Consider the following 23,788-nt stretch of genomic DNA (forward strand, 5'->3'; position numbering starts at 1 on the left):
ACAAGAAAGCCTGCTCAACACAACAACCCTCCCCCCGGCAGATGGCAGCCACAGGCATGCGCCCCGGCAGGCACAGTCAAGCTGTAGCCGCCGGCGTTGGTTAGCCTCGGGTTTTCCTTTTTGATCAGGAACACCCCCCATGAGCGATATCGCGCTGCTGCCCCAGGTCGAAGCCTTCTTGCGTCGGGACCACGGCCTGTTTATCGACGGTGGCTACGTCCCCAGCCAATCCAGCCAGACCCTGGAGGTGATCAACCCCGCCACCGGCCAGGTCATTGCCACGGTCGCCGATGCGCAAGCCAGTGATATTGAACGGGCGGTGACGTCTGCCCGGCACGGTTTCAAACAATGGTCCCAGGCCGCGCCCGCGGTCCGTGGCAACGTCCTGCTCAAACTCGCCGACCTGCTGGAACGCAACCGCGAGGAACTGGCGCAGATCGAGACCTGTCAGTCGGGCAAGATCATCCAGATTTCCCGCGCCTTTGAAGTGGACCAGGCCGCGCATTTCCTGCGTTATTACGCGGGCTGGGCAACCAAGATCAGCGGCCAGACCCTCACCCCATCGCTGCCCTCGTTTGCCGGCGAGCGCTACACCGCCTTCACCCTGCGCGAACCGGTGGGTGTGGTGGTCGGCATCGTGCCGTGGAACTTCTCCACCATGATCGCCATCTGGAAACTCGCCTCGGCCCTGGTGACCGGTTGCAGCATCATCATCAAGCCCAGCGAGTTCACCCCGCTGACTCTGCTGCGCATTGCCGAACTGGCCGTGGAAGCCGGCCTGCCCGCGGGCGTGCTGAACGTGCTGACTGGCGGTGGCCAGGTGGGCAAGGGGCTGATCGAACACCCAGGCACCGACAAGGTGTCGTTCACCGGCTCGGTGCCCACCGGCATTGCGGTCGGCCGCGCGGCCATGGGCGCCGGCCTGACGCGGGCGACCCTGGAGTTGGGTGGCAAAAACGCGGCGGCGTTCCTGCGCGATGTGCCGCTGGAAACCGCCGTCAACGGCATTATCGAGGCCGGGTTCCTGCACTCGGGGCAGATCTGTGCGGCGGCCGAGCGCTTCTTCGTCCATCGTTCACAGGTCAACCCCGTCATGGAGGCCCTGGCCCAGCGTTTGAGCGCATTGAACATCGGCTCGCCGCTGGATGAGCGCACCGAATTCGGCCCGGTCACCCATCGCCAACACCAAGCGAAGCTGGAAGGTTTTTTTGCCACCGCCCGCGCCGAAAACAACACGATTATCTACGGCGGCCAACCGATGGATCGCCCCGGTTGCTACGTCGAGCCCACGGTGATCCTCGCCAACAGCATCAACGACACGCTACTCACCGAAGAAACCTTCGGCCCCATCGCCACCTTCCTGCCCTACGACGACGAGGAGGAGTTGCTGGCACTGATGAACCACACTGCCGGCGGCCTCAGCGCCAGCCTGTGGACCAACGATCTGGGCAAGGCCCTGCGTATGGTCCCGGCCATCAACGCCGGCACGGTGTGGGTCAACATGCACACCCTGCTCGACCCGGCCGTGCCATTCGGTGGCAACAAATCCTCGGGGATTGGCCGGGAGTTTGGCAGTGCGTTTATCGAGGACTACACCGAACTCAAGTCGGTGATGATGCGTTATTGATCACCCTGGGATCAGCGCCTCCGCCTCGATCTCGATCAACCATTCGGGCAGCGACAGGCCGCTGACGATGATCCACGACGACGGCGGTGGGTTGTTCGGGAAACGCTCGCGCAAGGCGGCGGCGATAGGCTCCTGCTGATCGCGGGCGGACTCGACGATGTACAGGCGCAGCATGATCACATGGGACAGGTCCCCCGCGGCCGCGGCCAGGACCTTTTCGATATTGTCCAGAGCGGTGGCGGTCTGCTCGGCGATGCCCGGGCCGACGGTGCGTTCGTCAGCGTCCACGCCTACCTGGCCGGACAGTAAAATGCGTCGGCCATCGCGCACTTCCATGGCCTGGCTGAAACCGTATTGCAGAGAGTTGAAGACTGTCGGGGGATTGATGGTTCTTCGTTGCATGACGACTCCTTGTTGTCTGTAGGAAACAAGGCTACCTCAACGGTTTTTCTGGCTCTTGGAGAAGTTGCATATTTCAACATCTGGAAACAGAACGCCTTGCAAACAACCTCTCCCCTGCCTATATTCGCGCCAGGCGCCATCTACGCCACCCTCCGCGGAAAGGGCTGCGCCCAAGACATGACTGCCTATCACATCACTACGACTCCCAACCTTAAAGCGGACAAGGTTTGTGCAAGGAGATCGTATGTCGCAACGCCCCGTCTCACCGTCCACTGACGGCCGTATCAACCTTGAGCAGCAGCGCAAGCGCGCCAAGGAGCTTTTACAGCGTATGAAACAAGGCACGGCGCCCGATGAACTGGCGCAGGTTGCCCACCCGCCGCCGACCCTGTCCGATGCTCAATGGCTGATTGCCCGACAGTTGGGTTTCAGCAGTTGGCCAAAACTCAAGGCCCATGTGGATGCGGTGGACTTCGCCGCCAGCCACCCGGGCTTCGAGGCCAGTGATGAAGCGCGCACCACCCATTGGCGTTGCGGCAATGATATTGCCCACAGCCTTGGCTTGGCCGGGTTCCAGGGGCGCTTCCGGATGCTCAGCGATCCGCTGTGCATGGGCCCGGTCCAAGCCTTGCCCACCGAGGCCTACCGGGCGACGCGGGCGCGTTTCATCAGCCAGGCGTTTACCCTGGACGTGGCAGATGCCGCGCGCCGCCTGGACGATGAATACACCCATCTCAAGGAACTGGGCAGCGCCGATCACAGCGTGTTGTGGTGCGAAGCCGATGGCTATGACCAGTTGTTTTTGATCCGTGCCCTGGCAGGTCTTGACCATACGCCCGCCAGGCTGGAGCTGATCGAAGTCGACCACATACCCGGCGTACAACGCTTTATCGGTATCGGCCAATTGGCGCCGCAGGTATTGGCGTGGCTGTGGCCCCAACGTCGGCCGGTCGACGAGCCGATGCGCCAGTTGGCGCGGCAGGCGTGGGCGGCCTATTGCGACAACTCGCCCGTGGCCCTCGCGCAACTGGCCCGCGCGCCCCACCCCGCCTTGCCCTTGCTGGCCCCGGCACTGCGTCGGCAGTTGCAGGAGCTGCCCGGCGCGCGTGACGGTTTGTCGCTGACCGAGCGCCTGGCCCTGGAGTATCTGGCCGAAGTCGGCCCCACGGCGTTTGCCCGGGTGTTCGCCGAGCTGATGGCCAAGCGAGACCCCCTGCCCTTTCTTGGCGACATGATGTTCCACGCCCTGATGCGGCCGCTGATCGACGGCGCCGCTCCTTTGCTGACGGAGTCCGACGCCGACCGGCCATGGCCTGAACGTACATTGGCGCTGACACCGCTGGGCGTCAGGGTGCTGAATGGCCGCGCGTACTGGCCCGATCACGCAAGCCACCCGCGTTGGGTCGGTGGCGTGCAGATCGTGCCCGGCCAGCCGCACTGGACGATTGATGCCGAGGACGTGCCAGCCTGGCGGGCTAACGCCCCTGGCTGAGCATCTGCAGGGTATAGCGCAAGGATGCCGGCAACATCGGGCCATGCCCCAGCCCGGTGAAGGTCAGGTGACGCACGTGTAGCCCATCCACCTGATGGAGTGTGCCCAGCAACGCCTTGAACGCCGTGTCACTGGCCTCTTTGGCCGGCGACACGGCTCCCGGGCTGGCCGGTTCCTGGTCGCCACGCATCAGCAGCAAGCGGGGCTGGCTGCCCCGCAGGCGTTGCGCCAGGCCGTTGGCCTCTGCCGTCATCAGCCCCTGGTTCCACCATAACGAAGGACTCGCGGCCGCGTAGTCATCGAAGGCTTGTGGGCGTGTCAGCAAGGCATGCAGCACCAGCAGACCACCGTAGGAGTGCCCCCATAGCAATTGCCGCTGTGGGGTGATGCCCAGACGCTGATTGATCAGCGGGCGAACGGTCCCGGTCAGCAGGTCAAGAAACACATCCGCACCGCCACTGGGCACGGCAGTCAAAGGGTCCCGCTGTTGCGTGGCGCTGCCGACTTTCGGCGTGTAGTCAAAAGTACGTGCAGTACGCTCGATGCGCAGCGGCGTGGCATAGCCCACGGCGACCAGCACCGGAGGCGCCACACTGTGTGCCAGTCGGTCCAGGCTCTGGCTATCCAGCGCAGCCATCGCGGCGTTGCCATCGAGCAAGTACGCCACTGGGGTGGCGTCACTCACCGTCGACGGCTGCCCCAGCCAGATCCGGTAATGGCGGGCGCCATCGGCCGAATCCAGCTCCAGGCTGCTGAAGCTATAGGCACTGGATTCGCGCAACACCGGCGCATCCATCAACTGATCCGGCGCGGGCCGGGCAACCGCGAGCGGGGTAATCAGCAGCAGCGCCAGGCTGATCCAGCGCCCCATCAAAAGGACGCCGTCAGGCTGGTGTACAAGGTGCGGCCGGACTGGTTATAGGTCGCGGCACCCGCCCCTTCGATATTGGCCACGCCCTGGGCATTGCCTTCGCGCCACAGGCGTTTGTCGAACAGGTTGACGACGCCGGCTGTCAGGCTCAGGTTCTTGCTCAAAGCGTACGTGCCGCTGACGCCGGCAATGGCATAGGGCGATAATTGGTTGTTGCCCGAACCCGTCACGCGATCGCCGTGGTAATCGTATTTTTTCGGGGTTTGCTTGCCGTACCAGGCCACGCTCATTTGCAGGGACAGGGCATCGCTGGCCTGCCAGTCGAGCATCGAGTTCAAGGTGTACTTGGGCGCGACAGACAGCACATCGCCGGTCTGCTTGTTTTTCGATTGCAGCATGTAGGTGAAGTTGTTGGTCCAGTTCAACTGCTCGGTCAACGGCAGGGCCAGGGTGCCTTCCAGCCCTTCGACCAAGGCCTTGGGCACGTTTTCCCACTGGAAAATGCTTGCGTTGGCCGTGGTGCCGGTACCACCGCTGGCGTTGCCGACCGGGGTCAGGCCCGACTCGATTTTGTTTTTGTAGTCGTTACGGAAGTACGTCAGGCCGGCGACCACCCCCTCGTTGCGGTACTCGATCCCCAGTTCCTTGTTGACGCTGGTTTCGGCGTCCAGTTCGGCATTGCCTTGCAGGTAGCAACTGGTGGTCTGCCCGTAGCAACCCTGGCCATTGCTGTACAGCAAGTAGTTGGGGTTGAGCTGGTAGAGGTTGGGCGCCTTGTAGGAGCGGGCGATCCCGGCTTTCAGGGTCAGGGTGTCGGTGAGCACCTGGGACAGGTTCAGTGACGGGCTCCAGTTGTCGCCCACGATGTCGTGATGGTCCATGCGCAGGCCGGGGGTCAGGCGCGTGCCGGGGCGCAGCTCAATGTTGTCTTCAACGAACACCGAGAAAATCCGCGCCGAGGACGAACTGCTGCGGTTGCTCCCGGCCAGCCCCGGCACGCTGCCGCCGGCGGTGGTGGTTTGCACGTTGGAGCTGGGGTCATCCAGTTGCTGCTCGACCCACTCGGTGCCCACGGTCAGTACCTGGTCCACCCCGGCATGCAAGGGCAGGCTGAGTTCGCCGTGGGCGGTCAGGTCGCGCAAGACGCTGGTATTGAAGTTGCTGCTGGAGAAGATCCCTTCGGTGCCGCCCGCCAAGCCCTCGCTGATCCGGCTGTTGCGGGTCTTTTCGTATTGCAGGTAGGCCAGGCTGGTGCCCAGGTCCCAGTCGCCGCGATGGGTCACGGCGTAGGTCTCGCGGTACATCACGTTGGTCTCGTGGCCGAGCAGTTTTTTCACATTGGCGTTGCTGTTGGTGTTCTGGGTGTCACCGGTGTAGATGTTGCCCTGGCGGCTGAAGCCGGCTTCCAGGTCCAGGGTTTGCTCAGGCGTCATCTGCCAGCTCAACAGGCCGTTGACGTCCTTGTTGCGCACCCCTTCGCGCCCCGCCGGCAAGGTGCCGACCTGGTTACCGGTACGTTTGGATTCATGGCCGCTGTTGATGTCGGCGTCGTCGGCATTGGTTTTCGCCACGTTGCCGTATACCCGGTAGCTGAGGGTGTCGGTCAGCGGGCCGTTCAGGCCGAAGTTCATGCGCTGGGTCTCGCCTTCGGCGCTGTGCTGGGCGAAGTTGTGGTAAATGGTCGCCGAACCGTGGGTCTCGGTACCGGGTTGTTTGGTGATGATGTTCACCACGCCACCGGCGGCGCCGTTGCCGTAACGGGCGGCAGCCGGGCCACGGATGACCTCGATGCGCTCGACCTGGTCGGCCGGCACCCAGTTGCTGTCGCCACGGCTGTCACGCTCGCCGCGCCAGCCATAGCGCACGGAGTTGCGGCTGCCCACCGGCTTGCCATCGACCAGGATCAGGGTGTTTTCCGGGCCCATGCCACGGATATCGATCTGCCGGTTGTTGCCGCGCTGGCCACTGCTGGAATTGCCTGTGAGGTTGACGCCGGGCATGGTGCGGATGATGTCCGACAGGTCATTGGCCGGTGGGCGCTTCTTGATGTCTTCGGCGGTGATGATCGACACACCGGGCGCCTGCTTGATCTCTTCCTGCGCCGTGCCCAGTACGGTCTGGGTTTGCAGTTCAAGACGCGCGGGCGTCTCGGGCTCGGCGGCAAAGCTGCTGGCGGGCAGCAGGCTGCACATACTCAGGGCTAGCAGGGACAGGGGCGGCAGACGGTGCATGGGAAGATCTCCGGAACGTCAAGCCCACCGATAGCGGTAGGCCAGCAAAGATCGCAGATGATAATCAGATGCAATTGCGAGTAAAGAACATTAACTTTCTAAACATTTGCCGCCGCCACCCGCAGGTGCATGCGCAAACCTTGCGTGCCATGGCTGGCCCACAACTGGCCGCCTTGCAGTTCGATAGCCCGCCGGGCAATGCTCAAGCCCAGGCCAAAGCCGGTACCGGGCGCACCGTCCAGGCGCAGGTAGGGTTCAAAAATCCGCTCCAGGTCGGCTTCGGCAACACCGGGGCCGTGGTCTTCGACGGTCAGCAGCCACGTATCGCCTTCACGCACGCCGCTCAAGCGGATCACACCGCCTGGGGGTGAATGGCGGATTGCATTGCGCAGGATGTTTTCCAGGGCCTGGGCGAAGCTGTTGAGGTGGACCCTGACCTCGCACGCACCGTCCACCTCGCACACCAGCGCCTGCAATGGCCAGTCGGTCTCGAAATGCGCGTCCTGCACCAGCGCTTCCCACACCGAGGTCACCCGCACATCCTCGGCCCCCAGGCGCGGCTTTTCGGTATCCAGCCAGGCCAGGTTGAGGGAGTCATCCACCAGGCGCCGCATCTCCTCGACTTCCCGCGTCAGCCGTTGCTCCAACTGTTGGCGCGCCAGGCCGCTTTCGCTGGCGATTTTCAAGCGGGCCAAGGGCGTGCGGATTTCATGGGACAAGGTGCGCAACAGTTGGCGCTGCTGCTGCAGGCTCTGGCGCAGGCGCTCGGCCATATGCTCGTAGGCGCGCGCCAACTCACCCAATTCATCACCGCGCCGGGTCACGGAACTGCTGGCCAGTGGCGCCAGGTCACCGGCACTCAGGGCGTTAGCGCGCTCGCGCAATTCGTTCAACGGCACCACCAAGTGGCGATATAGCAACAGGCCCAGGCCCAAGGCCAACACGACCGGCACCACACCGTGGGTAAACAGGTGCGTCCATGGCGTGAGCCCCGATGGCAGCAGGCGCTCGGGCAGTTGCATGACCAGGCGGCCGCGCTCCGGGCGTTGCGGAAAGGCGATGCTGACATAGGGCAGTTCATCCTCCAGGCGCTTGCTCATGGGCCAACTGGGCTTGCGCATAAAGGTCAGGTGGCTGACCTCGGCCGCCGTCAGCGCTTGTGTGCCGAGGCTTTGCAGAAACGGGTCGAGCACGCCCACCCAAGTGTGCTCACGCTGTTGCAGGGCCTGGCGCCACCGCTCCACGGCGTTGGCGTCGCCGGTGGCGGCCACCTCTTCGGCCTGGGCGGCATAGGCGGTCAGGGCCGCGCGGTCGGGCTCTTCAAGAAAGTATGTGCTGCGCTCCACCTGCAAGCCCCAGCCCCAGACCAACCAGACCAGCAGCAAGCAGAAACACACTTGCAACAGTGCCATTTTCCACAGCAGTGGATGCCGGCGCTGCATCAGCCCAAGCCTTCGCACAGCAGCACATAGCCCTGGTGACGCACCGCCTCGATACGCACGCCCTGCAGGTTGATCGCCGCCAGCTTGCGCCGCACATTGCACACATGCACATCCAGGCCACGATCGAGCCGCGTATAGGCGCGGTGCAATACATGCTGGTACAGGAACGCTTTGGACAGGGGTTCGCCGGCATGCTCATGCAGCGTGCACAGCAAGCGGAATTCCGAACCCGTCAGCCCGGCTGGGCAGCCGTTGAACATTACATCCCGGGCGTCTATATCCAGATCCAGCAATGCTGGCCTGAAGGCTCGAGTGCCGCGATCAAGGGCCACCCGCCGCAGTAGGGCGTCGATCCGCACATCCAGCTCGGCGAGGCTGAAAGGCTTGGGCAGATAGTCGTCCGCGCCCTGGCTGAATCCGGTAATGCGATCCTGCTCGGCGCCCAGGGCCGACATCAGAATCACCGGCGTGCCCCGCTCGCTGCGCAAGCGCGCCAGCACCTTCAGACCGTTTTCGTTGGGCAGCATGATATCCAGCAGGATCAGTTCGACTGCCGGGTCCAGGGCCATGCTCAAGCCCTGATCACCGCAATGCGCACTGCTCATGGCAAATCCACGGCGGCTCAGGTGGGTACAAAGATGGGTGCACAGCTCGACGTCATCCTCGATGACCAGGATGCGCGCGGAAGAAGATGTCATAGGCAGTGGATGATAACTGTTCACAATTAGGCCAGTTTCTCACCCGGAGAAACATTGCGCAACGAATGGTGCGTGTTGTGCTGTTCGAGCGCCGATTATCAATATTTTGAAGAAACTGAATGCATCGAACCTGGGCTTTTTCAGTTAAACACCAGCAATCAAGCTATCTCCTCGTTAGGTCACCTCACCGGATACAGGAGAAGCATCATGTCGAAAACCACCGTCAGCCAGTTCATGCAAACCCTCCATCAACGTCTCACAGAGTTATGGGATACCTGCGCCCGCGCAGGGGGCACACGGTCATGACGCGCTTGCTGCTGGGCGCTGCCATGCTGGCACTGCTGGTTGGGTGCAGCGCCGCCAAACAGCCCGAACTGGACGTCGCCGTCCAAAGCTCCGGGCAGATCTGGAATGCCGTGGCGCACTACAGCGGCCGCACATTTCTCTCCGGCCCCCGTTGGACCGGCACCCAGGGGCCGCAACTGACGGCGGTTGACAGCAATGGCCAGCACAGCGCCTATCCAAAGGATGCCTGGAACAACTGGGCGCCTGGGTTGGATGCTGCCAACGCCTTTGTGAACATCAATGCCTTGCGCCTGGAAGGCAACAAACTGTGGGTGGTGGATACCGGCTCACCCGAGTTCGGCGGCAACCCCGTCCACCAGGGCGCGAAGCTGGTGTGTATCGACCTGCCTACCAACCAGGTGGTTCGAACCTACTTCTTCGGGCCGGATATCGCCACAGCCGGCAGCTATGTAGATGACGTGCGCTTCAGCGCCGGCATGGCCTTCCTCACCGATGCGGGAAATGCCGGCATTATTGTGCTGGACCTGAAGACCGGCGCTGCCCGCCGCGTGTTGAACCAGCATGCCTCGGTAAACGCCCCGCCTGACCGGGACTTGGTCCTCAGCAACCACGTGGTCAAGGCTCCCAACGGCGAGCCCCTGCGCGTCAACGCCGACCCGCTGGAAGTCAGTATTGACGGCATCTGGCTGTATTACGGCCCGCTGCAAGGCCCGTGGTCCAAGGTACGTATCCAAGACCTTGCAAACCGGGCCCTGACCCCAGAGCAACTGGCCGCGCGGGTGGAGTTTTTTGCCGATATCCCGGCAACCGGCGGGTCGGTCATGGATGCACAGGGCAACCTGTACTTTTCCGACCTGGCGCACGACGCCATTCGCGTACGCCGCACTGATGGGCAGATCGAAACCCTGATCCAGGACAAGCGCTTGCATTGGGTTGATGCGCCCTTCCTGGATAAGGACGGCACACTGTGGCTGCCCACACCCCAAATGGACCGGGTAGGGTTATTCAACAACGGCCAATCCCTGGTGCAGTGGCCGATGAGGGTTTATCACTTGTCGACCCATCGCTGATCAGCGTCCATGCGAATTGCTTAGCGCTTTCACATCCCTTTCACAGTCGGGCGCATAGGGTAGTCCCAGCTCCTAGTGAAAACCTTTAAGCCCGCACTCCCCATCGCGGGCTTTTCTTTGTCTGGAATTCGGCAGGCCGTGAGGCGGCGCGGCCCGTCAGCACGGGAGCCTGCCCAGCGAAATCGCCTCGGTGATCGCATTCCTGTGCAGCCACGGCGCGAGCTTCATGACCGGGGAAGTGCTGCATCATCGCGGGGTGAGTAACCCATCAGCCTGCAGCGGCGATCGCCAGGGCCAGTTGTGCGTCAGTCATCAGCGCAGGCTTGTAGGTCGAGCGGTAATACCTGCACGCCTGCTCGAACTGCGCACCACGGATCTGGCCATCGGAACCAATGAACGCCAGCGCGTCACTTTTGGATGATTTGAAAAGCTCTGGAATATAGGACGTGCCTGCGGTGGCTGCCGAGGTGATGACGAAGGGGGCTACCGAAGTGATCATGAGCGCCCCCTGGAACGGATTATTGTTCTCGGCGGCCACAGCCAGATTGCCAATCGACACCATGAGGGTGATTGCTAGAGGTTTGCAGAAATCCACTGTTGATCGCTTCCTTGCCTTCAGATGCGCGCCACGATAACAGAGTTGGGGGGGTGTGCTGCTCCGCTCCTGTTATGCGCGCCGGCCATAAAGAACGAAGTTGGAGGGCGCTGTTTGGGGTCGCTTACCATCACCACTAGCTTCCCTCGGGCCATTGCGCCGATGGTATCCCGGACAGGTATTTGAGATGCCTCATCAAAGATAACGAGATCGAATGGCGTAAATTTTGGTTCTGTCATCGTGCAGGAGCTGAGTAGCCCCAGCCAGAGAATTGCTGAAATTCTAATACCGGCCGACTTTGGGGGCGGCATGAGCGGTCAGGCGTGAAGAACGGTGACGAGCGGCTCGTAGTGCTGAACAGCGTGGCTAGGTCGATCATCGAAAAGCAGCGCGGTATCAGCAAGGAATGGGGTTTCCCATACAACGGCACCGCGATGCACCGAATGAACGACTCGGCCTGGAAGAAGGCTCGGGTGAGAGCGGCGAAACTCTGGCAGAAGGAAAGCCTTCGCCCCGCTCACCCTGGGTATGCATCCATCAGGATCCATGACCTTAAACACACGTTCGGCCGGCGGCTACGCGCAGCAGGTGTAACCTAGGAAGATCGCAAGACCCTTCTGGGGCACAAGAACGGCAGCATCACCAGTCACTACTCAGGCGCTGAGCTTGGGCATCTGATCGAAGCTGCGAATATGGTATCAGCAACCGATTCTCGCGGACCGGTCCTGACAATTTTGAAGAGGAAGCAGGCGTGAGAAAACGACAAGTCACGCAAAAGTCACGCACATGAAAAAGGCCAATGCTGTGAACATTGGCCTAAGTCATTGAAAAATTTGGTCGGGACGGAGTGATTCGAACACTCGACCCCTAGCACCCCATGCTAGTGCGCTACCGGACTGCGCTACGCCCCGACTAGGCGTGAAACTGGGTTCGCTTCGTAACGAAGCGATCAGGAATATACCGCAAGCATTTGAAATGTGGAAGTATTTTAAAGGCTTGTTTCACTTCTTCAAAACAACCAGCACATCTTCGAGTTCGGAGATCATCTGGCGGATCAGTTGCTTGTATTGGGTGGTGTCGTCTTTGGCTTCATCACCGGACATACGCTGGCGTGCGCCGCTGATGGTGAACCCCTGATCGTACAGCAACGCACGGATCTGTCGGATCATCAGCACATCCTGGCGCTGATAATACCGACGGTTCCCTGTGCGTTTGACGGGGTTGAGTTGAGGAAACTCCTGCTCCCAATAGCGCAGTACGTGCGGTTTTACCGCACATAGCTCGCTGACTTCACCGATGGTGAAGTAGCGTTTGCCTGGGATGACGGGTAGCTCGTCGTTATGACTTGGTTCCAGCATAAGCCTCAACTCGGGCCTTCAACTTCTGCCCTGGACGAAAGGTGACCACACGGCGAGCCGTGATCGGGATTTCTTCTCCCGTTTTTGGATTGCGGCCAGGCCGCTGGCGTTTGTCCCGCAGGTCAAAATTGCCGAAACCGGACAATTTGACCTGTTCGTTGTCTTCCAGAGCGTGCCTGATTTCTTCAAAAAACAGCTCGACCAATTCCTTGGCCTCGCGCTTGTTCAGACCCAACTCTTCGTACAGACGTTCCGCCATCTCAGCTTTCGTCAAAGCCCCCATACGTCACTTCCTTAACGTGGCGTTCAACCTTTGTTCGAGCGAGGTGAGGATATTTTGCGTCGTGGTATTCACCTCATCGTCATTAAGAGTGCGCGATGGATGCTGCCAGGTCAAGCCAACTGCAAGGCTTTTTCTATGCGGATCAATGCCTTTACCCTGATAGACGTCAAATAGCCTGAGGTCCGTCAGCCATTCGCCTGCATTTTCTCGGATTACTTCCAGCACAGCGCTGGCCGCTACATCACGATCTGCCACCAGGGCCAGGTCACGACGTACTTCCGGGAAACGCGACAGCTCGCTGAATTTAGGCATCTTGCCTGCAGCGACTTCAGCCAATACCAACTCGAAGACGAAGACCGGACGGTCGAGACCGAGGGTTTTCGACAGCTCAGGGTGGATAGCACCAACGAAACCAACCAGGCGGCCTTCGCGCTCGATACGCGCAGTCTGGCCCGGATGCAACGCTGGGTGGCTGCCGGGAACAAACGCGAAGGCATCCAGCGCACCAGCGAAGCCCAGCACCGCTTCCACGTCGGCCTTGACGTCAAAGAAGTCCACTGGGTCGCGACCCTGCGCCCAACCTTCCGGCAGACGGCTGCCGCAGACTACACCGGCCAGCATTGGCTCTTGCTTCAGGCCATCCAATTGGCCGACAAAGCGCAGGCCGCTTTCAAACATACGTACGCGGTCCTGCTGGCGGTTCAGGTTGTGGGAAAGTGCTTTCACCAGGCCCGGCCACAGGGACGAGCGCATGGCCGCCATGTCGTTGGAGATCGGGTTGGCCAGCAACAATGGCTCGACGCCCGGGTTGAACAGTTCGAATTGCTTGGGATCGATGAAGCTGTAGGTCACGGCTTCCTGATACCCACGGGCGACCAGCAGACGGCGTAGCTCTGGCAGATGCGCACGAGCTTCAGCCTTGGGTTGCGGGGCCAGCCGCGCTTGCGGATAACGAACCGGCAGGCGGTTGTAGCCGTATAGACGGGCCAGCTCTTCGATCAGGTCGACTTCAAGGCTGATATCGAAGCGATGGCTTGGCACTGCTACACGCCACTGCCCTGCCCCATCAGCGCTGATGCCCAGGCCAAGGCCGGTCAGCAGGCGGACGATTTCCGCGTCTTCAATCACCAGGCCGAGCATTTGCTCAACGCGCTGGGCGCGCAGCGTCACCGGTGCAATCGACGGCAAGTGCTGCTCGCTGACGGTCTCAGTGATCGGTCCGGCTTCACCACCAGTGATTTCCAGCAGCAGGCCAGTGGCGCGCTCCATGGCTTCACGGGCCAGTTGCCAGTCCACGCCACGCTCATAGCGGTGCGAGGCATCGGTGTGCAGGCCGTAGGAACGAGCCTTGCCTGCCACGGCGATCTGGTCAAAGAAAGCGCTTTCCAGGAACACATCACGGGTCGTCGCGGATACGCCACTGTGCTCACCGCCCATCACACCGGCAATGGCCAGGGCGCGTGAGTGATCAGCGATCACCAGGGTATCGCTGCGCAGGGTGACTTCCTGACCATCGAGCAAGACCAGCTTTTCGCCTTCCTCGGCCATACGCACACGAATCCCACCGTTGATTTCGGCAAGGTCGAAGGCGTGCAGCGGCTGACCCAGCTCCAGCATCACGTAGTTGGTGATGTCGACGGCGGCATCGATGCTGCGTACATCGGCGCGACGCAGGCGCTCGACCATCCACAGGGGGGTCGGCTTGGACAGGTCGACATTGCGGATCACACGCCCCAGGTAGCGCGGGCACGCGCTTGGCGCCAGCACTTCGATCGAGCGCACTTCATCGTGCACCGCAGGCACAGCAGCAACCACTGGACGGGTGACGGGCGCGTTGTACAACGCGCCCACTTCACGGGCCAGGCCTGCCAGGGACAGGCAGTCGCCACGGTTCGGGGTCAGGTCGACTTCGATGCTGGCGTCTTCCAGGTCCAGGTAGACACGAATGTCCTGGCCTACTGGCGCATCGGTCGGCAGTTCCATCAAGCCATCATTGCCTTCGCCAACCTGCAACTCCGCCTGGGAGCACAGCATGCCGTTGGACTCGACACCACGCAGCTTGGCTTTCTTGATCTTGAAATCACCGGGCAGTTCGGCACCGATCATCGCGAACGGAATCTTCAGGCCCGGGCGCACATTTGGCGCTCCGCACACGACCTGGAAGGTTTGCGCACCATTGCTGACCTGGCACACACGCAGCTTGTCGGCGTCCGGGTGCTGCTCGGTGCTCAGCACCTCGCCCACTACCACACCACTGAAAACACCGGCGGCCGGTGTAACGCTATCGACCTCAAGACCGGCCATCGACAGACGAGCAACCAGCTCATCGCGATTTACCTGCGGGCTTACCCAGCCACGCAGCCATTGTTCACTGAATTTCATCCTGCTCTCCTAAAGGTTCGTTACGACTAGCGAAATTGCGCGAGAAACCGCAAGTCGTTGTCGAAGAACAGGCGCAAGTCGTTCACGCCGTAACGCAGCATGGCCAGACGCTCGACGCCCATACCGAAGGCAAAGCCCGAGAATTCTTCCGGGTCGATCCCGGACATGCGCAGCACGTTGGGGTGAACCATGCCGCAGCCCATGACTTCCAGCCAGCCGGTCTGCTTGCAGACGCGGCAGCCTTTACCGCTGCACATCACGCACTCCATGTCGACTTCAGCGGAAGGCTCGGTGAACGGGAAGTACGACGGGCGGAAACGTACCGCCAGCTCTTTTTCGAAGAACACCCGCAGGAATTCTTCGATGGTGCCTTTGAGGTCGGCGAAATTGATATCGCGATCAACCAGCAGGCCTTCGACCTGGTGGAACATCGGCGAGTGGGTGATATCGGAGTCGCTACGATACACACGGCCTGGGCAGACGATGCGGATCGGCGGCTGCTGCGATTCCATGGTGCGGACCTGTACCGGCGAGGTATGGGTGCGCAACAACATGTTCGCATTGAAATAGAAGGTGTCGTGCATCGACCGGGCCGGGTGATGGCCTGGGATGTTGAGCGCCTCGAAGTTGTGATAGTCGTCTTCGACCTCAGGGCCTTCGGCAATGCCGTAGCCGATGTGGGTAAAAAACTGCTCGATACGTTCCAGAGTCCGGGTAACCGGATGCAGACCGCCAGAGGTCTGGCCGCGGCCAGGCAGGGTCACGTCAATGGACTCGGCGGCGAGCTTGGCCGCAAGATCGGCCTCCTCGAACAACGCCTTGCGCGCATTGAGAACCTCTGTGACACGCTCCTTGGCAACGTTGATCAGCGCGCCGACTTGCGGGCGCTCTTCTGCCGGCAGATTGCCCAGGGTCTTCATCACCTGAGTCAATTCACCCTTTTTGCCAAGGTAGTGAACCCGGATTTGCTCCAGGGCATTGATATCTTCAGCGCTTTGCACAGCTTCAAGAGCTTGAGCAACCAGCGCGTCCAGGTTTTCCATGTACAGACTCCAGATACAAAATAGGGGAAGAGCTTGAAGGCTCTTCCCCTATTTATGACGTTTACCACCTTGGACTACGGAGTAGCCCAGGGTGACTGTCGGGGGTACTTAAGCCAAGGTGGCTTTAGCTTTCTCGACAATCGCAGCAAACACCGCTTTTTCGTTCACGGCCAGTTCAGCCAGAACCTTACGGTCGATTTCGATGGACGCTTTTTTCAGGCCAGCGATGAAACGGCTGTAGGACAGACCGTTAACACGAGCACCAGCGTTGATACGAGCGATCCACAGAGCGCGGAACTGACGTTTTTTCTGACGACGGTCACGGTAGGCGTATTGGCCTGCCTTGATTACCGCTTGCTTGGCAACACGGAATACGCGTGAACGCGCGCCGTAGTAGCCTTTAGCGAGTTTCAGAATTTTTTTGTGACGCTTACGGGCAATGACGCCACGCTTTACACGAGCCATGAGTTACTTCCTCTATTCTTGATCCAAAATTAACGAAGGCGCAGCATGCGCTCGACTTTTGCCACGTCAGACGGATGCAGCAAGCTGCTACCGCGCAGTTGACGCTTACGCTTGGTCGACATTTTGGTCAGGATGTGGCTCTTGAAAGCGTGCTTGTGCTTGATACCGTTAGCAGTTTTCAGAAACCGCTTAGCAGCACCACTTTTAGTCTTCATCTTTGGCATGTTCGGATACTCCGCATTCAGTTGATAAACATAATCAGAAGGCCTGCCGTGCCCTATTGATTACTTCTTCTTTTTCGGGGCGATGACCATGATCAGCTGGCGTCCTTCCATCTTAGGATGCTGTTCGACGGAACCGTACTCCAGCAGGTCAGCTTCAACCCGCTTGAGGAGTTCCATACCCAGCTCCTGGTGGGCCATCTCACGGCCGCGGAATCGCAAGGATACCTTGGCCCTGTCCCCATCACTCAGGAAACGTACCAGGTTGCGCAGTTTTACCTGGTAATCCCCTTCCTCCGTCCCTGGACGAAACTTGATTTCTTTAACCTGGATCTGCTTCTGGTTTTTCTTGGCTGCGGCAATCTGCTTCTTCTTTTCGAAGATCGATTTGCCGTAGTCCATCAGCTTGCAGACAGGCGGTACAGCATCGGCGGAAATTTCCACCAAATCGAGCTTGGCTTCTTCAGCCTTAAGAAGCGCGTCTTCAATTGACACAATCCCAAGCTGCTCACCCTCAGCCCCAATTAACCGAACCTCGCGTGCCGAGATATTCTCGTTGATCGGGGCTTTCGGTGCAGCTCGTTTATCTTGTCTCATTTCACGCTTAATAATAATTACTCCGAATCTGGGCGACCACGCCGGGAAACCGCTTGCGCGAGGAACTCAGCGAACTGGGCGACGGGCATCGAGCCCAGGTCAGCACCTTCACGAGTACGCACAGCGACAGTCTGCATCTCGACTTCCCGATCTCCGATAACCAAAAGATAGGGAACCTTGAGCAAAGTATGCTCGCGGATTTTAAAGCCGATCTTTTCATTTCTCAAGTCGGACTTGGCACGAAATCCGCTTTCGTTGAGTGTTTTTTCCACTTCAGCGGCAAAATCGGCCTGTTTATCAGTGATATTCATGATCACTGCCTGAGTCGGAGCCAGCCACGCAGGGAACGCGCCCTCGTAGTGCTCGATCAGTATCCCGACGAACCGCTCGAACGAGCCGAGGATCGCCCGGTGCAGCATAACCGGGTGTTTACGGCTGTTGTCTTCGGAGACGTATTCGGCTCCCAGACGGATCGGCAGGTTAAAATCGAGCTGCAAGGTACCACATTGCCAGACACGGCCAAGGCAATCTTTCAGCGAGAACTCGATCTTAGGCCCGTAGAAGGCGCCTTCGCCCGGCTGCAGATCGTACGCAAGGCCCGCACTGTCTAGCGCTGCGGCCAGTGCAGCTTCGGCGCGATCCCACAATTCGTCGGAGCCAACGCGTTTTTCCGGACGAGTGGACAGCTTCATTTCCACTTCGGTAAAACCGAAATCGCGATAAACGTCCATGGTCAGCTTGATGAAAGCGGCGGATTCGGCCTGCATCTGCTCTTCGGTGCAGAAGATGTGTGCGTCATCCTGGGTGAAGCCGCGCACGCGCATGATGCCGTGCAGCGCACCCGATGGCTCGTTACGGTGGCAGGCACCGAACTCGGCCAGGCGCATTGGCAACTCGCGGTAACTCTTCAGGCCCTGGTTGAACACCTGTACGTGGCACGGGCAGTTCATCGGCTTGATGGCGTAGTCGCGGTTTTCCGACTGGGTGGTGAACATGTTGTCGGCATAGTTGGCCCAGTGCCCGGATTTCTCCCACAGGCTGCGATCGACGACCTGTGGAGTCTTGATCTCCAGGTAGCCGTTTTCGCGCTGAACCTTGCGCATGTACTGCTCAAGCACTTGGTACAGGGTCCAGCCGTTCGGGTGCCAGAACACCATGCCCGGCGCTTCTTCCTGGAGGTGAAACAGGTTCAGGCGCTTACCGATTTTGCGGTGGTCGCGTTTTTCGGCTTCTTCGATGCGCTGGATGTAGGCGGCCAACTGCTTCTTGTCAGCCCAGGCGGTGCCGTAGATGCGCTGCAATTGCTCGTTCTTCGCGTCCCCGCGCCAGTAGGCACCGGACAGCTTGGTCAACTTGAACGACTTGAGGAAGCGCGTGTTCGGCACGTGCGGGCCACGGCACATGTCGACATATTCTTCGTGGTAATACAGGCCCATGGCCTGCTCGTCCGGCATGTCTTCCACCAGACGCAGCTTGTAGTCCTCGCCACGGGCGGTGAACACGTCGATCACTTCGGCGCGCGGCGTGACTTTCTTGATGACGTCGTAATCTTTCTCGATCAGTGCATGCATGCGCTGTTCGATGGCCGCCAGGTCGTCCGGAGTGAAAGGACGCTCGTAGGCGATGTCGTAATAGAAGCCTTCGTCGATGACCGGGCCGATCACCATCTTCGCGGTTGGATACAGCTGCTTGACCGCATGGCCAATCAAGTGCGCGCAAGAGTGGCGAATGATCTCCAGCCCCTCTTGATCCTTGGGCGTGATGATTTGCAGGCTGGCATCGGTGGTGATCAGGTCGCTGGCGTCAACCAGCTTGCCGTCGACCTTGCCGGCTACGGTGGCCTTGGCCAGGCCTGCACCGATGGATGCGGCGACCTCGGCTACGGAAACCGAATGATCGAATGAACGTTGACTGCCGTCGGGAAGAGTAATAGTTGGCATGGCGCCTCCTCTCCTAGTGGTGACCCCTACCAAAGGTCACGTGGGTTGGGATGAGCCAGTACAAGATCCAACACCAGGCCGCTCATTGCTGAACGCCTGCCTTACAGCGGCAGGAGCCTTTCGGCCAACCGATAATCGAACCAGAGTGACTGGAGTTAAACAAAAAGGAACCTGGCAAGAAAAAAGCCAGGCGGTGGATGCTAGCACAGATGAACGGTCATGGCGCGCCCCTGCAGCCTGGTAGCGACAAACCCCAGACTTTTGCAGCCAAAAGTGAACTTGGGCTGTACGACAGGCCTCAAACACACTGAAAATCGCCGTCCGTCCTATCGACTCAAGGAGCATCTCACCATGCGCAGCACCTCGATCTTCGCCCTTGCCGCTTCCCTGGCCCTGTTCTCCATTGGCGCTCAAGCCGCCGCCCCCTCCAACTGGCCCGCTGGTGCCCGCGATAGCTTCGTACAGGACTGCAGCGCCGCCGCCAGCCAGAACGTTGATGCCAAAACCGCCAAAGCCCATTGCGAATGCGGCGCAGACAAAATCAACGCGGAATTGAGCACGGCGGAAATCAAGGAACTGATGACTAACCAGAACGCCAGCGCGGAGCTAAAAAACAAAGCAGTCGCGGCTATTTCGTCCTGCAAGGTCGTGAAGAAAAAGTAAGCGTGGCGAGAAATCAGCCCACCAAAATGGCCTGAAAACCCTCTGAAAACTGCTATTTCGCACAATTTACACAGCTTTTACGGCTTTTTTTACTAGCTGATATTTCGTACTCAAGCCCCGTAAACCGGGGCTTACAGCCAGCCACGGCACTGAAGAAGACGCGATTGATTAGCAAACAGTGCCTTGGGGGGGCTCCCAAGCCGAACATTTCGACTATGATAGCCCAGTGTGCCCAGTTGGCCTGAGCAGCACAGCACTACTGAAAATATATGTTTCTTGGAGATACACCATGTCTAATCGCCAAACCGGCACCGTTAAATGGTTCAACGATGAAAAAGGCTTCGGCTTCATCACTCCTCAAGGTGGCGGTGACGACCTGTTCGTACACTTCAAAGCTATCGAAAGCGACGGTTTCAAAAGCCTGAAAGAAGGCCAAACCGTTTCCTTCGTGGCTGAGAAAGGCCAAAAGGGTATGCAAGCTGCACAGGTTCGCGCAGAGTAATCTCTACGCCAATCAAAAAAACCCCGTCCATGTGACGGGGTTTTTTATGGGGGATGCAAAAGCGTTTTTAGCCGCAATTGACGCGGGTGATCACCAGGTTGTCATCGGTATTGAGGTTCAGGCGATCGGAGCGGTATTCGAGGGTGATCATATCGTTGGGCTTGAGAATGCGTGCATTCTGCGCACCCGCACGGGTACGGGCCTGCTCCAGCAATTGCGGCGAAGCTTTCTGGCCGACCGCAAACTCTGCAGCCTTCGATTCGCAGCGTGTATGAACAGGCTCAGCCGCAGCCGTGTCTTTGGCCGGCTCAGAGGTACCCGCAGTGCTGCAGCCCGCCAGGACGGCTGCCGCCAACAAGGTACCGAATGATGCGAGCTTCCAAGGCATGAAGCCTCCTTTGATAAAAAATGGACAGAGATCGTGCGACCGTGATTTGGCCAATTGGTTTCAGAATTGTCACAATTGGCCGTAAGCGAGTCTGCCTGACTCAGCGCCACGGCCTGATGAATCAATCGTCACCAGATATGAACAAGTGTCAGTAGATGTCGATGTAGTCAAAGGGCGGGTTTGGCCAGTTCTGTTTCAGCGCGTTATAAATCTGCGTCACCCACACCTCATCACTGGCCGCCACCCTGCCCACGTAGCCCGACCCTGCCGCCCATGTTTCCAGGCGGAACAACAGCCCGTTGACCTCCATCCCTCCCACCACGCAGGAGGAGATATAGGCAATACCGGCCTTGGTCACACGCAATTGGGTGTGCTGGTCGTCGCTGGCACTGGCAATCATTTGGCGAACGGCCTCCAATGTAAGGCTCTTGGGGTTGGTCAAATCGATGTGCACGTGGCTTGTCCTGACAATTAAACAGGGCGCCAGTGTCGCACAGCGCTCACCTCATGCCTAAGTAGCAGTGCCAAACGCGGCGCAAAATGGTTAACTCTGCGCGCCAGTCCAGCCTTTGCGAACCGCGAGAACCCGATGACCATCGTTACCATCAATGCCGATATCAAAGCCAAGTGGCCTCAAGGGCAAAGCTCCTACAGCCCGGGCAGCCCGGAAGAATTGGCAATCATCGGCATAGACCTGCTGGTCAAGGAACTGGGCACCCAGGCCGCACAGGCCTTTATCGGCCAGATATTCGAGAAATACCCGGCCGACCATATGGGGGTCGAAGACCCGCTACGCGAATAGCAACCAACCGGCAGGTGCCTTACTCAAGGCGCGCCAGGCGTTCGGTGAGCAGGTCGAAAAAGCCCTGGGCATCACCGTTTTCAACCCAGAACACATTTTTGTCGTGCTTGAGGCCGTCGTACCAGTCGACGATGGTCTGGCCGAACGTCGGGCCTTCGCGGCTATCGATCACCATATTGGCCTGGCGCCCGGTGAACAGTTCGGGCTTGAGCAGGTAGCCGATCACGGTCGCGTCGTGCACCGGGCCGCCCGTCATACCGTAGTGCTCCATATCGCCCTTGACGTATTCATTGAGAATATCGCCTACCACCTTGCTGGCGTTGTTGTTCAGGTCGGCGATCTTCTTCAGGCGCGCCTCGCTGGTCAGTATCTTGTGGGTCACGTCCAGCGGCAGATAGGTCAGTTTGACGCCACTTTTAAGGACAATTTCAGCCGCCAGCGGATCGGCAAACAGATTGAATTCGGCCACCGGGGTAATGTTGCCGCCATTGAAGTGCGCGCCGCCCATGACCACCACTTCCTTGATGCCCTGGGTGATTTCCGGCGCCTGGGTCAGCGCCAGAGCCAGGTTAGTCTGCGGGCCGAGCATGGCGATGGTGATGCTATGGGGCTTGGCGGTGCTCAGGGTGCTGATCAAGTAGTCGACCGCATTGCCGTCGGCCAGGCCTTTTTTCGGCTCGTGCACGGTCACACCAGAAATGCCTTCCTTGCCGTGAATATTCTCGGCATAGATCGGCGTGCGCAGCAGCGGCTGCGGCGCGCCGGCATACACAGGGATCTCCTCGCGCCCTGCCCACTCACGGGCGAGTCGCGCATTGCGCGAGGTCTTGTCCAGGCGCACATTGCCGGCCACCGTGGTCAATGCACGAATGTTCAGCTCCTGTGGCGAGGCCATCGCAAACAGCAATGCCACTACATCGTCGGCGCCCGGATCGGTATCAATGATCAGGTCGATTTTTTCCGCCGCCTGGGCGCTTGCAGCAGTTAGCACGGACAAAAGCAGCACACTCCGAAACAGGTGTCGCAGGGTTGGGATTCTATGTTGCATGACGCACTCCTTGTCATTGTGGGAAATGCTAGAAAGTCACGCCAGACACCAGCGCGATATTACAGTAGGGCTGGCACTCGCCAGTACGCACCACCGCGCGCGCCTTGTGGCTGAGCTGCTTGAACGCTTCATGACTGAGCAGGCGGCGCTCACCCAGGTCTTGCGGGTCCAGCGCGTTGAGATCAGCCAGCGCCGGCGGCTGCTTGTGCAGGATTTCCTCAGCCAACACGTGGCTTTCAACCTGCATCTCCGTGAGTACAATGCGCAGGGTGCTGATGAAATCAGGAATGCCCTGGGTCAGCGCCAGATCAATCAACTCCACCCCCGGAGGCACCGGCAGGCCGGCATCGCCGATCACCAGGATGTCGCCATGGCCGAGGGAGGCAATCAACCGCGACAGGGCAATGTTGAGCAATGGAGTCTTTTTCATGGGCGAACAAAGCCTTGAACATCATGCAATGTGGGAATGGAGGGTTGCGCCCCGGCACGGGTGACCGACAGAGCCGCCGCGACCTGGCCAAAACGTATGGCCTCGGCCTCGCCCTGCCCGTTGGCCAGTGCTGCGGCAAAGCCGCCGACAAAGGTATCGCCCGCCGCAGTGGTATCCACCGCCTGGACCTTGGGCGCCGGCAGATGCTCGAAACCCTGGCCATCGGCGAACAGCGCGCCTTGCGAGCCCAGGGTCACAATCACCTTGCCCGCACCGGCATTTAGCAGATGCGTAGCCGCGACCTTGGCCGCGTCCAGCGAATCCACCGGCACACCGCTCAAGGCCGATGCTTCGCTTTCGTTGGGGATCAGGTAGTCGATCGCCGCGTACCAGTCTGCCGGCAACGGCCCGCTGGCGGGCGCGGGGTTGAGGATCACCGTCTTGCCCAGTGCGCGAGCGCGCTTGAGGGCATACCCCACAGTGTCCATGGGCACTTCGAGCTGGCAGACAATCACCTCGGCCGCCTGCAGCACAGCGTCGAACGCCAGCAGCGACACGGGTGTCAGTTGGCCGTTGCTGCCAGCCACAATCACGATCGCATTCTGACTGCTGTCATCCACCACAATCAGCGCAACACCGCTGGAGCCCTCTACCTCGTTGACGGCCTGGCAGTCGATTCCCTCCACCAACAACGCGTCACGCAACTGGGCGCCATAGGCATCGCTGCCCACGCAGCCGATCATCGCAACGGCAGCCCCCAGACGCGCCGCAGCGACCGCCTGATTGGCTCCCTTACCGCCCGGCACGGTGGCAAACGACTGGCCGACCAGGGTTTCGCCGCCGCGAGGCAGCCGGCTGGCGCGGGTCACCAGGTCCATGTTCAGGCTGCCTACTACCACTACTTTTGCTGGCATACATCAATACTCATCAAT

Annotated in this window: 25 protein-coding genes, 1 tRNA gene and 2 pseudogenes; 7 read left to right on the plus strand and 21 right to left on the minus strand. The window is 60.0% G+C overall.

The genetic code is table 11. The features are described 5' to 3' along the window. Window positions 1–139: 139 nt before the first annotated feature. A complete protein-coding gene (locus BHC62_RS11180; protein WP_070995060.1) occupies window positions 140–1,627 on the plus strand; it encodes an aldehyde dehydrogenase family protein in 1,488 nt (495 codons plus the stop codon). Here the strand turns inward: BHC62_RS11180 and BHC62_RS11185 are convergent, their stop codons facing one another. Beyond that, entirely contained in the window at window positions 1,628–2,029 is a 402-nt protein-coding gene (locus BHC62_RS11185) for a RidA family protein (protein ID WP_029294319.1), read from the minus strand. Between the two features lie 244 nt (window positions 2,030–2,273). On the opposite strand from BHC62_RS11185, the gene BHC62_RS11190 reads away from it, so the two are divergent. After that, a complete protein-coding gene (locus BHC62_RS11190; protein WP_070995061.1) occupies window positions 2,274–3,521 on the plus strand; it encodes a DUF1835 domain-containing protein in 1,248 nt (415 codons plus the stop codon). Here the strand turns inward: BHC62_RS11190 and BHC62_RS11195 are convergent. From BHC62_RS11195 to BHC62_RS11210, 4 genes are all read right to left on the minus strand, one after another. Further along, a complete protein-coding gene (locus tag BHC62_RS11195; RefSeq protein WP_070995062.1) occupies window positions 3,505–4,392 on the minus strand; it encodes an alpha/beta hydrolase in 888 nt (295 codons plus the stop codon). The two genes, BHC62_RS11190 and BHC62_RS11195, sit on opposite strands and share 17 nt — an antisense overlap. After that, the gene (locus tag BHC62_RS11200) at window positions 4,392–6,623 is read right to left on the minus strand and encodes a TonB-dependent siderophore receptor (RefSeq protein ID WP_070995063.1); all 2,232 of its coding nucleotides are present in this window, start codon (window positions 6,621–6,623) and stop codon (window positions 4,392–4,394) included. The genes BHC62_RS11195 and BHC62_RS11200 overlap by 1 nt, the downstream gene beginning before the upstream one ends. 98 nt (window positions 6,624–6,721) lie before the next feature. Next, complete coding sequence (locus tag BHC62_RS11205) at window positions 6,722–8,065, minus strand: sensor histidine kinase (RefSeq protein ID WP_070995064.1); 1,344 nt, start codon at window positions 8,063–8,065, stop codon at window positions 6,722–6,724. Continuing rightward, window positions 8,065–8,763, minus strand: coding sequence for a response regulator transcription factor (locus BHC62_RS11210; RefSeq protein WP_070995065.1), 699 nt, complete (start codon window positions 8,761–8,763; stop codon window positions 8,065–8,067). The genes BHC62_RS11205 and BHC62_RS11210 overlap by 1 nt, the downstream gene beginning before the upstream one ends. 302 nt (window positions 8,764–9,065) lie before the next feature. On the opposite strand from BHC62_RS11210, the gene BHC62_RS11215 reads away from it, so the two are divergent. Beyond that, window positions 9,066–10,139, plus strand: coding sequence for a major royal jelly family protein (locus BHC62_RS11215; protein ID WP_256324330.1), 1,074 nt, complete (start codon window positions 9,066–9,068; stop codon window positions 10,137–10,139). Window positions 10,140–10,407: 268 nt separating this feature from the next. Here the strand turns inward: BHC62_RS11215 and BHC62_RS11220 are convergent, their stop codons facing one another. Next, window positions 10,408–10,734 (minus strand): DUF2388 domain-containing protein, encoded by a 327-nt coding sequence (locus BHC62_RS11220; RefSeq protein WP_029294305.1) that lies wholly within the window; start codon window positions 10,732–10,734, stop codon window positions 10,408–10,410. An 89-nt stretch (window positions 10,735–10,823) separates the two neighbouring features. Beyond that, window positions 10,824–10,955: pseudogene (locus tag BHC62_RS29320) on the minus strand (AAA domain-containing protein); the annotation flags it as partial. A 58-nt stretch (window positions 10,956–11,013) separates the two neighbouring features. Between BHC62_RS29320 and BHC62_RS28935 the strand changes: the two are divergent. Beyond that, a pseudogene (locus BHC62_RS28935) lies at window positions 11,014–11,489 on the plus strand (tyrosine-type recombinase/integrase); the annotation flags it as partial. Window positions 11,490–11,568: 79 nt separating this feature from the next. Here the strand turns inward: BHC62_RS28935 and BHC62_RS11230 are convergent. The 9 genes from BHC62_RS11230 to thrS form a co-directional block, all read right to left on the minus strand. Further along, window positions 11,569–11,645, minus strand: a tRNA-Pro gene (locus BHC62_RS11230). A 90-nt stretch (window positions 11,646–11,735) separates the two neighbouring features. Then, a complete protein-coding gene (locus tag BHC62_RS11235; protein ID WP_003174972.1) occupies window positions 11,736–12,092 on the minus strand; it encodes a MerR family transcriptional regulator in 357 nt (118 codons plus the stop codon). Further along, window positions 12,073–12,375: an integration host factor subunit alpha gene (ihfA, locus tag BHC62_RS11240; RefSeq protein ID WP_002553164.1), complete on the minus strand. Its 303-nt coding sequence runs from the start codon at window positions 12,373–12,375 to the stop codon at window positions 12,073–12,075. The genes BHC62_RS11235 and ihfA overlap by 20 nt, the downstream gene beginning before the upstream one ends. 3 nt (window positions 12,376–12,378) lie before the next feature. Continuing rightward, the gene (pheT, locus tag BHC62_RS11245; protein WP_070995067.1) at window positions 12,379–14,757 is read right to left on the minus strand and encodes a phenylalanine--tRNA ligase subunit beta; all 2,379 of its coding nucleotides are present in this window, start codon (window positions 14,755–14,757) and stop codon (window positions 12,379–12,381) included. Window positions 14,758–14,783: 26 nt separating this feature from the next. Then, window positions 14,784–15,800 carry a phenylalanine--tRNA ligase subunit alpha gene (gene pheS / locus BHC62_RS11250; RefSeq protein WP_003203624.1) on the minus strand — a complete coding sequence of 339 codons (1,017 nt, stop codon included), beginning with the start codon at window positions 15,798–15,800 and terminating at the stop codon, window positions 14,784–14,786. Window positions 15,801–15,908: 108 nt separating this feature from the next. Beyond that, a complete protein-coding gene (gene rplT, locus BHC62_RS11255; RefSeq protein ID WP_003174975.1) occupies window positions 15,909–16,265 on the minus strand; it encodes a 50S ribosomal protein L20 in 357 nt (118 codons plus the stop codon). Window positions 16,266–16,294: 29 nt separating this feature from the next. Beyond that, window positions 16,295–16,489, minus strand: a complete 195-nt coding sequence (gene rpmI, locus BHC62_RS11260) for a 50S ribosomal protein L35 (RefSeq protein ID WP_002553160.1) — start codon at window positions 16,487–16,489, stop codon at window positions 16,295–16,297. A gap of 60 nt (window positions 16,490–16,549) precedes the next feature. Beyond that, a complete protein-coding gene (gene infC / locus BHC62_RS11265; protein ID WP_169851780.1) occupies window positions 16,550–17,101 on the minus strand; it encodes a translation initiation factor IF-3 in 552 nt (183 codons plus the stop codon). Further along, window positions 17,101–19,023 (minus strand): threonine--tRNA ligase, encoded by a 1,923-nt coding sequence (gene thrS / locus BHC62_RS11270; RefSeq protein WP_029294245.1) that lies wholly within the window; start codon window positions 19,021–19,023, stop codon window positions 17,101–17,103. The genes infC and thrS overlap by 1 nt, the downstream gene beginning before the upstream one ends. 351 nt (window positions 19,024–19,374) lie before the next feature. Between thrS and BHC62_RS11275 the strand changes: the two genes are divergently transcribed. Both BHC62_RS11275 and BHC62_RS11280 read left to right on the plus strand, forming a co-directional pair. Beyond that, window positions 19,375–19,686, plus strand: coding sequence for a hypothetical protein (locus BHC62_RS11275; RefSeq protein ID WP_029294244.1), 312 nt, complete (start codon window positions 19,375–19,377; stop codon window positions 19,684–19,686). Between the two features lie 289 nt (window positions 19,687–19,975). Further along, window positions 19,976–20,188 (plus strand): cold-shock protein, encoded by a 213-nt coding sequence (locus BHC62_RS11280; RefSeq protein ID WP_007905882.1) that lies wholly within the window; start codon window positions 19,976–19,978, stop codon window positions 20,186–20,188. Between the two features lie 67 nt (window positions 20,189–20,255). On the opposite strand, the gene BHC62_RS11285 is transcribed toward BHC62_RS11280, so the two are convergent. Then, window positions 20,256–20,576 (minus strand): I78 family peptidase inhibitor, encoded by a 321-nt coding sequence (locus tag BHC62_RS11285; protein ID WP_029294237.1) that lies wholly within the window; start codon window positions 20,574–20,576, stop codon window positions 20,256–20,258. Window positions 20,577–20,724: 148 nt separating this feature from the next. After that, window positions 20,725–21,030 carry a hypothetical protein gene (locus tag BHC62_RS11290; protein ID WP_029294235.1) on the minus strand — a complete coding sequence of 102 codons (306 nt, stop codon included), beginning with the start codon at window positions 21,028–21,030 and terminating at the stop codon, window positions 20,725–20,727. A 135-nt stretch (window positions 21,031–21,165) separates the two neighbouring features. On the opposite strand from BHC62_RS11290, the gene BHC62_RS11295 reads away from it, so the two are divergent. Beyond that, the gene (locus BHC62_RS11295) at window positions 21,166–21,378 is read left to right on the plus strand and encodes a hypothetical protein (protein ID WP_029294233.1); all 213 of its coding nucleotides are present in this window, start codon (window positions 21,166–21,168) and stop codon (window positions 21,376–21,378) included. 19 nt (window positions 21,379–21,397) lie between these two features. Here the strand turns inward: BHC62_RS11295 and BHC62_RS11300 are convergent, their stop codons facing one another. From BHC62_RS11300 to rbsK, 3 genes are read right to left on the minus strand one after another with little or no spacing between them, the layout of a single operon-like run. Next, window positions 21,398–22,426, minus strand: coding sequence for a nucleoside hydrolase (locus BHC62_RS11300; RefSeq protein WP_029294232.1), 1,029 nt, complete (start codon window positions 22,424–22,426; stop codon window positions 21,398–21,400). A gap of 28 nt (window positions 22,427–22,454) precedes the next feature. After that, on the minus strand, window positions 22,455–22,856 hold the full coding sequence (gene rbsD / locus BHC62_RS11305; protein WP_070995068.1) for a D-ribose pyranase: 402 nt from the start codon (window positions 22,854–22,856) through the stop codon (window positions 22,455–22,457). After that, window positions 22,853–23,770 carry a ribokinase gene (gene rbsK, locus BHC62_RS11310; RefSeq protein WP_070995069.1) on the minus strand — a complete coding sequence of 306 codons (918 nt, stop codon included), beginning with the start codon at window positions 23,768–23,770 and terminating at the stop codon, window positions 22,853–22,855. The genes rbsD and rbsK overlap by 4 nt, the downstream gene beginning before the upstream one ends. Window positions 23,771–23,788 lie beyond the last annotated feature (18 nt).

The organism is Pseudomonas sp. 06C 126, assembly GCF_001855215.1.
In the GTDB taxonomy this organism is placed as follows: Bacteria; Pseudomonadota; Gammaproteobacteria; order Pseudomonadales; family Pseudomonadaceae; genus Aquipseudomonas; species Aquipseudomonas proteolytica.